The organism is Candidatus Proelusimicrobium excrementi (genome assembly GCF_937881865.1).
Lineage (GTDB): Bacteria > Elusimicrobiota > Elusimicrobia > Elusimicrobiales > Elusimicrobiaceae > Proelusimicrobium > Proelusimicrobium excrementi.
This window is the reverse complement of the sequence record NZ_CALGEO010000054.1, coordinates 1-12,039: the sequence shown is the minus strand read 5'-3', so window position 1 is coordinate 12,039 and position 12,039 is coordinate 1. Positions and strand designations below refer to the sequence as shown.

General features: G+C 44.5%; 12 protein-coding genes. 11 read left to right on the top strand and 1 reads right to left on the bottom strand.

Annotation, left to right across the window (positions count from 1 at the left end):
• Positions 1 to 86: 86 nt before the first annotated feature.
• On the bottom strand, positions 87 to 1,358 hold the full coding sequence (locus ACQY26_RS02890) for a carbohydrate porin (RefSeq protein WP_428047586.1): 1,272 nt from the start codon (positions 1,356 to 1,358) through the stop codon (positions 87 to 89).
• 181 nt (positions 1,359 to 1,539) lie between these two features.
• On the opposite strand from ACQY26_RS02890, the gene rfbF reads away from it, so the two are divergent.
• The 11 genes from rfbF to cdd all read left to right on the top strand — a co-directional run bounded on the left by rfbF (position 1,540) and on the right by cdd (position 11,811).
• Positions 1,540 to 2,316 (top strand): glucose-1-phosphate cytidylyltransferase, encoded by a 777-nt coding sequence (rfbF, locus tag ACQY26_RS02885; RefSeq protein ID WP_428047585.1) that lies wholly within the window; start codon positions 1,540 to 1,542, stop codon positions 2,314 to 2,316.
• 1 nt (position 2,317) lies between these two features.
• The gene (gene rfbG, locus ACQY26_RS02880) at positions 2,318 to 3,385 is read left to right on the top strand and encodes a CDP-glucose 4,6-dehydratase (RefSeq protein ID WP_428047583.1); all 1,068 of its coding nucleotides are present in this window, start codon (positions 2,318 to 2,320) and stop codon (positions 3,383 to 3,385) included.
• Entirely contained in the window at positions 3,370 to 4,725 is a 1,356-nt protein-coding gene (rfbH, locus tag ACQY26_RS02875; protein WP_428047582.1) for a lipopolysaccharide biosynthesis protein RfbH, read from the top strand. Before rfbG ends, rfbH begins: the two co-directional genes overlap by 16 nt.
• Positions 4,726 to 4,737: 12 nt before the next feature.
• Positions 4,738 to 5,529, top strand: a complete 792-nt coding sequence (locus ACQY26_RS02870; protein ID WP_428047581.1) for a transketolase — start codon at positions 4,738 to 4,740, stop codon at positions 5,527 to 5,529.
• A complete protein-coding gene (locus tag ACQY26_RS02865; RefSeq protein WP_428047580.1) occupies positions 5,526 to 6,434 on the top strand; it encodes a transketolase family protein in 909 nt (302 codons plus the stop codon). The genes ACQY26_RS02870 and ACQY26_RS02865 overlap by 4 nt, the downstream gene beginning before the upstream one ends.
• Positions 6,431 to 7,273, top strand: coding sequence for an NAD-dependent epimerase/dehydratase family protein (locus ACQY26_RS02860; protein WP_428047579.1), 843 nt, complete (start codon positions 6,431 to 6,433; stop codon positions 7,271 to 7,273). The genes ACQY26_RS02865 and ACQY26_RS02860 overlap by 4 nt, the downstream gene beginning before the upstream one ends.
• Positions 7,266 to 8,285, top strand: coding sequence for a glycosyltransferase family 2 protein (locus ACQY26_RS02855; RefSeq protein WP_428047578.1), 1,020 nt, complete (start codon positions 7,266 to 7,268; stop codon positions 8,283 to 8,285). Before ACQY26_RS02860 ends, ACQY26_RS02855 begins: the two co-directional genes overlap by 8 nt.
• Positions 8,278 to 9,228, top strand: a complete 951-nt coding sequence (locus ACQY26_RS02850) for a glycosyltransferase family 2 protein (RefSeq protein WP_428047577.1) — start codon at positions 8,278 to 8,280, stop codon at positions 9,226 to 9,228. The genes ACQY26_RS02855 and ACQY26_RS02850 overlap by 8 nt, the downstream gene beginning before the upstream one ends.
• Positions 9,225 to 10,229, top strand: coding sequence for a glycosyltransferase family 9 protein (locus ACQY26_RS02845; protein WP_428047576.1), 1,005 nt, complete (start codon positions 9,225 to 9,227; stop codon positions 10,227 to 10,229). The genes ACQY26_RS02850 and ACQY26_RS02845 overlap by 4 nt, the downstream gene beginning before the upstream one ends.
• A gap of 7 nt (positions 10,230 to 10,236) precedes the next feature.
• Positions 10,237 to 11,298, top strand: coding sequence for a glycosyltransferase family 9 protein (locus ACQY26_RS02840; protein ID WP_428047575.1), 1,062 nt, complete (start codon positions 10,237 to 10,239; stop codon positions 11,296 to 11,298).
• Positions 11,299 to 11,361: 63 nt separating this feature from the next.
• Positions 11,362 to 11,811, top strand: a complete 450-nt coding sequence (gene cdd, locus ACQY26_RS02835; protein ID WP_428047574.1) for a cytidine deaminase — start codon at positions 11,362 to 11,364, stop codon at positions 11,809 to 11,811.
• The last annotated feature ends 228 nt before the right edge of the window (positions 11,812 to 12,039 follow it).

Genomic DNA, 12,039 nt, shown 5'->3' with positions numbered 1-12,039 from the left:
AAAAGCCAAAGTAGGATATCTTGTTCCATATTCCTGATTTTCCATAATATATCTCCTTTTCCCCCTGATTTTTTATTTTGCGTCCTTTAAAACATAAAAGTCGTTCTAAGCCCGGCAACCGTAATCCATTCCCTTTCGGCGTTAAGCCCAGCCTCCGGATAAAACTGTACGTCCGGCGTTATTGTAAGGCACTTGCCGAGCCCCCATACCCATTGGGCTTCAAATACGGTTTCGCCGGTGCGGACATAAGGGGCGTCCGCGGCTTTCGCGCTTAAGCGGTTATAGGCCGCCGCGACGGTTATTGCGTCAAGAGGATTCCTGTCCAAAGGATTTCGGTAAGAAAGGCCCAAAACATAAGATTGTTTAACCGGCGTAATATTGTTTACCGAGCCGTTGGCCCGCCCGAATGCGCTCCATTTCCCGCCCAGGTTCTCCTCCGCGTTAAAGGACCATCCCCAGCTGTAGCCTTTCTGCTCTTCCGTGGAAGGCTGATAATAACCCATAAGCCCGTATTGTCCGCTTTCGTCGGAATAATTTAAAGAAGCGAACCCCGTATAATCACCGTCGAAAGCTTCTTTAAACTTTATGCGGCTGGCGCTTATGTTAGAAGCCGACTGATACCCGCCGGAAAGGGTGATTTCCTTACTCAGCGCGGCGGAAAGATATGCGCCCAAACCGGCCGAGGGATAACTTGCGCTGGCGTTTTGGGAAAGCGCGTAATTGATAAGCCCCGTCTGCTGATTGGAATCGTAAGAGGTGCCGTCAAAATTATAAAGCGGAAATTGCCCTACGGTTAAGCTGAACCAAGCTAAAGAACCCGGCATAGTATGTGTGTAGCTTAATTGGGAAAATACGTCCTGCCTATCCGGATAATCGTTTATCGCGGAAGCAACGCCAACCCTTGAATCCAGCTCCCCGGCTTCAAGCCCCCAATAACGCACCAAATTATAGTTAAAGTCAATTTGGCCGGAGCCGAATTTTGTATCGTTAAAAATATTCCAGATGGCGTAAGGATAGTAAATGCCCTGCACGGCGGTGTTTTTACCGCCTGGCGCCGCGCGCTGGGCCGTATAGGAAATATCAACCCCGTAGCGCAGGCCCGTTTTTTCCTGGACGAAATCCTTAAAATCGGAATAGAAAGCAAGGCAGCCGTCATGATTTCTTATCGTTTCGTTCTGCGCAAGCCTTCTTTCGTGCCTGGCGGGAAGATTTATCATGGAAATGTCGTCTTCCATAATCTCTTCGTAATTTATCAAAAAACCCGAATTTTCGCTTTTGTTTTCCTGCGACGGCGCAAAAGGCGCGCAGAAAAAAACCAAAGCGCACGCAAGCGCGGACGCGCTTAATTTTTTTACCATTGTTACCCCCTGTACTTCTTATTCCACATTCGGCGTCCGCTTTTTGCAAACGCCTTTTATAGTTTCCTCCAAAACGGATTATTGTCAAGTGGGGGGGGATATTTTAAGTACATTGCTATTATATTATACTTGCTCTTCCCATTTATATATAATGTAATAAATACCAATGGAGGCCTCTTTTATGAAAGCCGTAATTTTAGCCGGCGGTTTGGGCACAAGAATATCGGAAGAATCCCATTTGAAGCCGAAACCGATGATAGAAATCGGCGGCAAGCCGATACTGTGGCATATAATGAAGATGTACTCTGCCGCCGGAGTAAACGAATTTATTATTTTGGCCGGATACAAAAGCTATGTCATAAAGGAATATTTCGCGGATTATTTCCTTCACAATTCAGATTTGTGCATAGACTTGCGCACAAATACGATACAAACCCTAAACCATAAAGCCGAACCTTGGAAAGTAACCATTCTTGACACCGGCTTAAACACTATGACCGGCGGACGCATAAAACAGGCGGAAAATTTTATCAACGGGGAAACTTTCCTTTTAACCTACGGCGACGGCGTCAGCGACGTCAATATGAAAGAGCTTATTTCCTACCATAAAAAATCCGGCAAACTGGCAACGGTAACCACCGTTCAGCCGGAAGGACGCTTCGGCGCAATGGATATCGGCGCGGATGGCGGCATAAAATCTTTTAAAGAAAAACCGAAAGGCGACGGCGGCTGGATAAATGCGGGCTTTTTCGTATTGGAGCCAGAAATCTTTAAATATCTGCCGGAGGGCGACCTTTCCTGCGTATGGGAAAGAGAACCGCTTGAAAAGCTGGCAAAAGACGGACAGCTGCAAGCTTTTAAACACGAAGGCTTTTGGAAGCCAATGGACGCCCTGCGCGATAAAAACCAGCTGGAAGAGCTTTGGGCCTCGGGCAAAGCGCCGTGGAAGGTATGGTAAAATGAAAGATTTTTTTAAAGGCAAAAAAGTTTTGTTAACCGGCCATACTGGCTTTAAAGGTTCCTGGCTGGCCTTATGGCTCCATTCATTGGGGGCGGACGTTTTGGGATATGCTCTGGAGCCCAATACCGAGCCTTCCCTTTTTAAAGTCTTGAACCTTGAAAATAAAATACAAAGCGTTTTCGGCGATATTACCGACGAAGACCACTTAAAAAAAATTTTTGATTCTTTCCGCCCGGAAATAGTTTTTCATCTTGCGGCCCAGCCGCTTGTAAGGCTATCTTACGCGGAACCGGTTTTAACTTACAAAACAAACGTAATAGGCACTTTAAACGTATTGGAAGCAGCCCGCGCCGCGGGAAGCGTAAAAGCTTTCGTCAACATTACCACCGATAAATGCTACGAAAACAGGGAAATTTCAAAAGGATATACTGAAGACGAGCCTATGGGCGGATATGATATGTATTCTTCCTCAAAAGGCTGCGTGGAGATAATGTCCTCTTCCTACCGCCGCTGCTTTTTGGAGGACTCCTATGCAATGGCCACGGTAAGAGCGGGCAACGTAATAGGCGGCGGAGATTGGGCCCAAGACAGGCTTCTTCCCGATTGCGTCAGGCAAATCAACGAGGGCAAAACCATAGAGATACGAAATCCTTCCGCCGTGCGCCCCTGGCAGCACGTTTTGGAGCCTTTGGGGGCTTATATACTTTTGGCGAAACTTCTTTTTACGCAAGGCGCGAAATACGCCCAAGGCTTTAACATCGGCCCGGAAGAGGGGCATGTTCTTACCGTCGGGGAAATAGCTTCCATGGCGGTAAAATTCTACGGAAAAGGCAAAGTGGAAATACGTAAAAAAGATAATCTCCACGAAGCCAACCTGCTTATGCTTGATATAAACAAAGCAAAACGCGTTTTGGGCTGGAAGCCGGTCTACACCGCGGAACAAGCCGTCGAAAAAACAATAGAGTGGTATAAACTGTTTTACTCCGGGCGGGAAGACATGTCCGCCTTTACTTTAAGCCAAATTAAAGATTACGAAAAGGATTTATTATCATGGAAAAAGAATTAAGGGACGCGGTTAAAAAAGCCGCACTGGAATATTATCAAAAAACGCACGCCGTAAAAAAACAAAAAGTTTATATCCCGGCATCCGGGAAATGTTTGGACGAAGAAGATCTTTCAAACATGATTGACGCCACTCTTGATATGTGGCTTACCGCCGGCCGCTTTAATGACGAATTTGAAAAACGCTTCGCCGATTTTTTAGGCGTCAAACACGCTTTGACGACAAATTCCGGCTCCAGCGCGAACCTGCTTGCGCTTACTGCTTTAACCTCACACAAACTGGGGGAAAGAAGGCTAAAAAAAGGCGATGAAGTCATCACGGTTGCAGCGGGCTTTCCCACGACGGTAAACCCCATAATACAAAACGGCCTTACGCCGGTTTTCGCGGACGTGGATTTAAAAACGCACAATATTTCCGCCGAACAAATAGAAGAGGCCATTACGCCCAAAACCAAAGCCGTTTTCGTGGCGCATACTTTGGGCAATCCGTTTAATTTGGGGGAAATTCTGCCCATTTGCCAAAAACACAATCTTTGGCTTATTGAAGATTCCTGCGACGCCCTCGGCGCAAAATATGACGGCAAATATACCGGGACTATCGGGCATATAGGCACTTTCAGCTTTTATCCGGCGCACCACATAACCATGGGGGAAGGCGGGGCTTTGTGCACAAACGACACTCAGCTTTACAGGATTATAATGTCCTTCAGGGATTGGGGCCGCGACTGCTGGTGCAAACCCGGCGTGGACAATACCTGCAAGAACCGTTTTAATATGCAGCTTGGCAAACTGCCTTTCGGCTATGACCATAAATACACCTATTCCCACATAGGCTATAACCTTAAAATAACCGATTGGCAGGCGGCCTGCGCGCTTTCTCAGCTTAAAAAGCTGGAAGGCTTCGTCGCAAAAAGAAAAGCCAATTTCGCCCTTCTTTTAGAGGGGCTTAAACCCTTTGAGAAGTATTTTATCCTGCCCGAGCACGAGCCTAAAGCCGAGCCCAGCTGGTTTGGGCTGCTGCTTACCGTAAAGGAAGACGCCGGTTTTAACAAAATAGAACTTTGCAAATATTTGGAAGAACACGGCATAGGCACAAGGCAGCTTTTTGCCGGGAACCTTTTAAGGCAGCCGGCTTTTACGGAAAACGACATCGCTTTAAGAATAAAAAACTCGTCATTGCTTAACTCGCGCGATTTGAATGAAGAACATTACGCCATGCTCCCCAACACCGATAAAGTTATGAACGGCAGTTTCTGGGTAGGAGTATGGCCCGGCCTTACGGAAGAAGACATAAGCAAAACCATAAAAACCTTCCAAGATTTTTTATCCTCAAAAAACAAATAGGCGGAACTGCAAATGAGTTTGGCGACAGTTAAAAAAAACATTTTGCGTATGGCGCATTATTCTTATGCGTCGCATGTCGGTTCCGCGCTTTCCGCGGCTGATATTTTATATACGATTTACGCCAAAGCGGCCGACATAACGCCGGAAAATATTAATTCCGCGGACAGAGATAAAGTTATACTTTCAAAAGGGCACGCCAGCACGGCGCTTTACGCTACTTTGGCGGAGTTTAACCTTCTGCCGAAGGAATATCTTGACCGCTACTATATAGACGGCGGCGTACTGCCCGGGCATTTGGATAAAGATTCCGTACCCGGCGTAGACGCTTCCGCAGGCTCTTTGGGCCACGGGCTTTCCCTGGGGCTGGGAATGGCTTTGGCAAAACCGCAGTATAAAGTTTTTGTAGTGCAAGGCGACGGGGAATCGGAAGAAGGTTCGGTTTGGGAGGCCGCCGCTCTGGCTTCCGCTTTAAAAGCAAAGAACCTTACTTTGATAGTGGACGTAAACAATTTACAGGGCTTTGGCCGCACAAACGATATTATCCCCGTAGACAGCTTTGCCGCCAAATTCAAGGCTTTCGGGTGGGAAACTTACTCCGCAGACGGGCACGATTTAAAACAGCTTGAAGAACTTTTAAAAAAGCCGCAAAACGCCCCAAAAGCGATAATAGCGAAAACCGTAAAAGGGCACGGCGTTTCCTATATGGAAGACGAATTAAAATGGCATTACAAATCGCCCAACGCCGAAGAACTGGCCCAAGGCTGCCTAGAGCTTGACTCCGCCGAAAAGGGGAATAAAGAATGAGAACGACCTTCTTAAAAACTCTCGTTGAAGAAGCGCATAAAAACGAGGACATATTTTTAATAACGCCCGATTTGGGCTACGCTGTTTTAGAACCTTTCGCGCAGGAGTTTCCTAACAGATTTATAAATGCCGGCATAGCGGAACAAAACGCCGTAAGCATGGCCGCGGGGCTTGCTTTAAACGGGAAAATTCCTTACGTTTACAGCATAATTCCCTTTGTAACATCCCGCCCGTATGAGCAAGTAAAAGTGGATTTGGCCTACATGAACACAAATGTACGCCTTATAGGCGTTGGAGCCGGCTTCAGCTACGGTCCGGCGGGGGCCACTCATCACGCTTTGGACGATTTGGCTATAATGCGAACTTTACCAAATATGATGGTTACTGCGCCGGGCTCACTTAACGAAGCGGAAGATATCGTAAGATACAGCGTAAAGCATAAAGGCCCTGTTTATATTCGTCTTGCAAAAAAAGGGGAGCCGCGTTTTGATTATAAGACGGAAGCAGGCAAATTCAGTACGGTAATAAAAGGGGAAGATTTCGCTTTGATTTCCACAAGCAATATGCTTGAAGACGCCGTTAACATAGCCAAATCTTTCCAAAACGAGGGCAAACGTCCGCTTTTATTAAGCGCGCATACCATTAAGCCCTTTGATAAGGAGAAAATTATCTCTCTGCTTCGCGCCAGTATGCCGATAATTACCTTGGAAGAGCACAATATCATAGGCGGTTTGGCTTCTGCCGTAAGCGAGGTTATCGCTCCCAGCGGTATGGCCGCAAAATTTCTGCCCATAGCCGTGAACGACCGCTTTTCGCACGTTATAGGAAGCCAAAAGTACATAAAAGAACATTTGGGGCTTGGTAATCTCAAAGAAAAGATTGAAACATTCTTAAAACAATTATGAAAAGGATACTCCTTACCGGCTCAGGCGGATTTTTAGGTTCAAACTTAAAACCTTACTTATTGCAAGGCTATCAGGTTTTCGCGCCCCGTAGCAAAGAACTCAATTTGCTGGATTTTGAATCCGTACAAAAATATATATCTGCAAACAAAATAGATTTTATAATCCATTCCGCGGCGGCGGGGGTAAGAATAACGCCTGACGCGACGGCGGAAGACGTCGCGCGCCCCAATATCCTGATGTTTGACAACCTGGTTCATTCCGGAACGCCGATAATGACTTTCGGCAGCGGAGCGGAATATGATAAAAGCCGGCCTTTGGTAAAAGTTAAAGAAAGCGTCTTCGGCCAAAGCGTGCCGGAAGATCCTTACGGATTTTCAAAATATCAAATTTCAAAAAAGATTGAAACGCTGCCCAATGCTTTAAATTTAAGGATATTCGGCATTTACGGCCCGGGGGAAAACCCCAGCAGGGTAACAACTCACATTCTAAATTCCGTTTTAAACCGCCGGGATATAATTCTAAATCAGAATGTATTGTTCAGTTTTATTTTTATAGAAGACTTCTGCAAAATAGCGGCGGCTTTTGTGCAAAATCCGCCTAAAGCGAAGTTTATAAACGTCGCCTGCCCTTGGCCGGAAGAAACCGGCGCTTTGGCCGAAACGGCTAAAAAACTGTTTAAATCAGATTTAAAAATACTTTTTAAAACTCCCGGTTTTAATAAGGAATACACCTGTGATACGTCTTTATTAAACGACATCTTGCCGGATTTTAAATTTACGTCTTATGAAACCGGTTTGGAAAAACTCTGCCGGCATTTAAAGGGGGAAATAAATGCTTAAAGAACAGTTGGAAATTATCCTGATAACCTATAACCGCAAAGCCTGTTTGGAAAAGACTTTAAACGCCGTTCTTGCGGAAAGTTCCCCCGTGAAGGATTTGCAAATAACCGTGCTGGACAATGCTTCCACCGATGGAACAAGCGAATATTTGCAAAATCTCTCCGCCCAAAAGCCGAACTTAAAACATATCCGCAACAATAAAAACATCGGGCCTAACGCAAATATCGCAAAGATTTTTGAAATCGCCTCCAAGCCGTACTTTTGGCCGCTTTGCGATGACGACGCCTATGATTTTTCCTCTTTCGGGGAAGCGGAGCAAGCCATAAAAGACGGGGCGGATTTGATAATAGTAAACACAGAACTTACGAAAGGGGATTATTCTTTCCCCAATATGTACCGGCTGCTGACGTTTCTTCCCGCGGCTATATATAAAACCGCCAATATAACCCCAACGACTCTGATAAACATAAACAATAATATCCCCAATTGGTTTCCGCATTTGGCGGCCGTGGCACACGTTATAAACAACGGGGGAAAAATAAGTGCGGTTTCTTCAGATATTGTGAAACGCAAAGGCGAAAACGATAAACCCGAGTCAAACAAAAAACAAGATTTAGGCTCAATAACATTGCCTTCTATCAATATGATTATGCCCGGGATGCCGCCAAGCCAAAAATACAAATTTTTGGAGGCGGGCTACTATAAATCATGCGAACTTATAGAAAACCCTTCCAAAAGAGCCCAAGCCGTTGAAGCCTGCCGCCCCGGAGTTCCATTTTGGAGGCAAATCGCCGGCTTTATCACATGGAATAACGTCGGCTGCAATAATTACCTAAACAATTACGCCGATCTTAAATCCGTATTGAACAGAAAACAAAAGTTTATTTTTAACTTGATGTATTTCCGTTCTTATTTTTCCGGGATTTCGTATTATTTAAGAAGAAAAAAGAAACAAAAAGAATATGACTGTTTAAGGCATAAATTCCTTTCAAACGAGGGGAAAGATGCTTAAAAACACATTGGAAATTATCCTGATTACCTATAACAGAAAGCCCAATCTCGAAAAAACGTTCAAACGGCTTTTGGCGGAAGATTCTCCCGTAAAGGACCTGCAAATTACGGTCTTGGATAACTGTTCCTCAGACGGTACAAGCAAATATCTTTCGGATTTATCCAAAAAATATAAAAATATAAAGCATATCCGTCACAACAGAAATATTGGAGGGAACGCCAACATCGCCAGAGCTTTTGAAATCGCGACAAAACCGTATCTTTGGATTTTGGCCGACGATGACGACTTTGATTTTACCGATTTTAATCAGGTTCAAGAAGCTTTATTAAACGAAAACCCCGCATTGCTGATAGTTGCCCCGCGCGGGCAGAATCTGACCTTGCCAGAACTCCTTAGGAATATAACTTTTTTGCCGTCGGTAATTTTTTCTTCCGCGCTTTTAACGGAAGAAACCATGCTCAATATCCACATCAATATTCCCAACTGGTACCCTCATTTGCCGCCGATAATAAAAGCCTTTAACGAAGAGGGGAAAATCATAACTCTTAAGAAAGATTTTGTACTTATAAACCCGAAAAGCGACAGCTACAATATTTTTAAAAAGCTAAGAGGCGTATTTCCGGAGGCAAAAAACCTGTTTACGCACGCGGCTTATCTTAATACTATTTCTCTTTTAAAACCGTCTTTGAGGAAAGACGCAGCGGAAAACTTCCAAGCCTGCAAATACGGTTTTTTTAAACAAGCGTTCTACTATTTTAAGCAAAACGCAGTTGAAAACGAAAACTGTTTAAGAAACGTAATTTCGCCTATGCCTTATTTTACTTTCAGCCAAAAACTGCGTTGGTGTTTGGCTTATTTTGTATTCTGCGCGGATTATATCATCAGATATCGCCGTTTTAAAAAGAAAATCAACTCTTACAAACAAAAATATAAACAAATATGAAGAAACTTCTGTTAAAACTTTTCGCCGATAAAAAAAAAGCCGTTTTTAATCCGAACGGCCTTAAATCCGTATTGATACGCCCGGTAGGCAACGCTATCGGCGACGCCATAACCATGACCGCGATATTAAAACAGCTTAAGACGGCTTTCCCGAGCATAAAAACAGGCGTATTCGTAACGGAAAGAAACATTCAGGCATTGGAAGGCTGCCCTTTCGCAGATAAGCTTATACCGCTTAAAGCTATATCCTATTTAAAGAACCGCAAAAAATGGGACGTTTTCTTAGATTTCACCCCGACTTTTACGACCAAAAACATTATACTGGATTATTTTTTGGCCCCGCGCTGCGCAATATGCTTTTCCAAACAGGATAAGAAAATCTATAACAAAAACACCGTTAAAAATTATGATTTTTACGCGGACGCTCCCAAAACCGCACATATAACGGAACTGCTTTCCTTTACGCCTTTTGCTCCTTACGTAAAAGATATAAAGCCAGGGTATTTTATCAAGGAAAATCTGGCGGCGCTTAAAAAAGCGCGGAGCCTATGGCCCGAAGGCAAAATAAAAATACTTCTTGCCCCCAGGGGTTCAAACAAAGAGATAAACAAAACAGATTTGGGGATTATAGTTTCCGCTTTAAAAGATAAATATCGGGGAAATCTTTCTTTCCTTATGCTGAACGCGAAAGATTCTTACAGCTTAGAGGGGGTAAAAAACGCACCGCCTTTAAATCTTAGGGAATATTTTATGCTTGTTAAATCCGCCGACGCCGTAATAGCGGTGGATAGTGCAAGCGTACATATCGCAAACGCATTTAATGTGCCTGTGGCGGCGGTATACGCCAATTCTCCCGCGGCTAAACGCTGGGCCCCGCTGAAAGGCTCAAAAAGTTTAGTGATTATGACCGAATCTGAACAAGAATCAAATACCGCAATTAACGGTTTTGACGTAATGCGCGCAGTATCCGCCGCAGAATACTTTATTAAAGCAATGCTATAATTTATTTATGAATTTCAGGGAATTAAACCGCAAAAAAAATATTTATCTGCGCCGCCTTAAAGCAAAGGCCGGCAAATGCCTGTTTGATTTTAAAAACAAAAACCGTTTTACGCCTTCAAAATTGAAGACTTTTAAAAAGGTTCTATTCCTTCGCAACGATAATAAAATAGGCGATATGATAGTAAGCACAATGGCGTTCAGGGAACTTAAAAAACAGCTTCCAAACTCCGAAATTTGCGTTTTAGCCGGCCCGGCAAGCGCGAAAGTAATAGAAAACAACCGCAGCGTCAGCCGCATTTTTATTTGCCGCAACAAATTTTCAGATATTTTAAAAACCGGCCTTAAACTGCGTAAAGAACATTTCGATCTTTATATAGACATGGACAGGGGAAACACCTTCCTTACCCATTTGCTGATGTTTCTTATAAAGCCTCGTTTTGCGTTCGGCTTCAATAAAGATAAATTCAAGGCTTATAATATAACTTGCGGGTTGGATTTTGACGCCAATCACATAACGGCTTGGCACGCGGCGGCGTTTAAGGCCCTGCGCCTGCAAAAGCCGGAAGCCCGATACGATTTATTCGTGCCGAATTCTCTAAAAAAGGAAATACAAAAATTCCTTTCCAAGCTGCCCACGGCAAAAGGCTTTATAGCCGTTAACGCTTTTGCTTCCAGCAAGCACAGATGTTTAAGCGCCTTACAAATAAGGCAAACGGCGCAAAGCCTGCCGCAGTATAATTTTATTCTAATAGGCCCTAACGAACAAGCAGAGCGTTTAAAGGAAGCTTCCGCCTGCAAAAATGTTTTCACGGCCCCGAAAGGAGATATTTTTATAAGTTTTGCCGTGACAGCCGTAACCGATTTGCTTATAACGCCCGATACCTGTTTTGTACACGCCGCGGCGGCTTTGGGCAAGAAGCAAATCTGCATCTATAAAGAAAGCGATAAACCCAATCAAAAAATATGGGCCCCGATATCTTCTCATACGGAGGTTATACAAGCCCCGGATGAATTTTCCGCCCTGCCTGCCGAAGAGATAATCAAAGCCGCGCTTAAAGCTTTATCTTAAAGCACCCCTTAAAATTTGAACTTTCTTATGCTATAATCTTAAGACACTGAAGGGAGGCAAAATATGAAACTTTCCAAAAAGCTCTTAGACGAATTGCTCGCAAACGCGGCGGAAGCGATGCGCAATTCCTATTCTCCTTATTCCAAATTTAAAGTGGGCGCGGCTCTGCTTACCAAAAGCGGAAAAATATATAAAGGCACCAATATTGAAAACGCTTCTTACGGCCTCACTATCTGCGCGGAAAGAAGCGCGATTTTCTCGGCAGTAACCGCAGGCGAGAGGGAATTTGAAGCCCTGGCGATAGTTTTCAGCCAAAAAGATTTGGGCCCTTTAAGCACGCCGTGCGGCGCGTGCAGGCAGGTTATGGCGGAATTTTCCGCGCCGGATATGCCTATTTATACGGCCGATTTATCAACCGGCAAACCGGCCAGGATGGTCCGTAAAAAACTGAAAGATTTTTACCCTTATCCATTCACTCCTAAAGCCCTGGAAAAGAAGCCGAAGAAGAAATAATTTCAAAGCCCCTTAACCGGGGCTTTTTATTTGTTAGTTTATATGGTATTTTGCGTTTTAACGAGGCCTGAACCCCCGAGCGTATACTGTTAAAGGGCGGAGCCCGAGGTATCCGAAGGGGGTGAAAACGAAGTTAACCCCAAAAGCCCACACAGAGCAAAACGGTTTTGCAAGTATTTTGCGTTTTAACGAGGCCTGAACCCCCGAGCGTATACTGTTAAAGGGCGG